Origin of the sequence: Hydrogenoanaerobacterium saccharovorans (genome assembly GCF_016901815.1) — a bacterium.
GTDB classification, from domain to species: Bacteria; Bacillota; Clostridia; order Oscillospirales; family Ruminococcaceae; genus Avimicrobium; species Avimicrobium caecorum.
The window spans coordinates 1-303 of the sequence record NZ_JACSNR010000047.1; the positions used below are offsets into that span (position 1 = coordinate 1).

Annotated in this window: 1 protein-coding gene; it reads left to right on the forward strand. The window is 71.6% G+C overall.

Going from position 1 to position 303, the window contains the following annotated elements:
- On the forward strand, nt 1–303 hold a 303-nt coding region (locus H9X81_RS11630; protein ID WP_204722184.1), incomplete at both ends, for a hypothetical protein.

The window sequence follows — 303 nt, forward strand, 5'->3', positions numbered from 1 at the left end:
CTGCCGCCTTCCTCCGGGAGCTGCTGGCACAGTTTGCGCCGGGCAGCAAACCCTCCGGGGAGAGCGCCGAGCCCGGCCCGGACAGCACCGATGCCGTGCCAGAGGAACCAGAACGCCCCACCCTGGGGGAATTCCTCCGGGAGCGCATCGGCAACCCGCCGGACAACTCGGGCACGCCCCGGGACGCCATCGGACGCAATGAGGAGGAATACCTCACCGCCGCTGCCGCCTTCCTCCGGGAGCTGCTGGCACAGTTTGCGCCGGGCAGCAAACCCTCCGGGGAGAGCACCGAGCCCGGCCCGG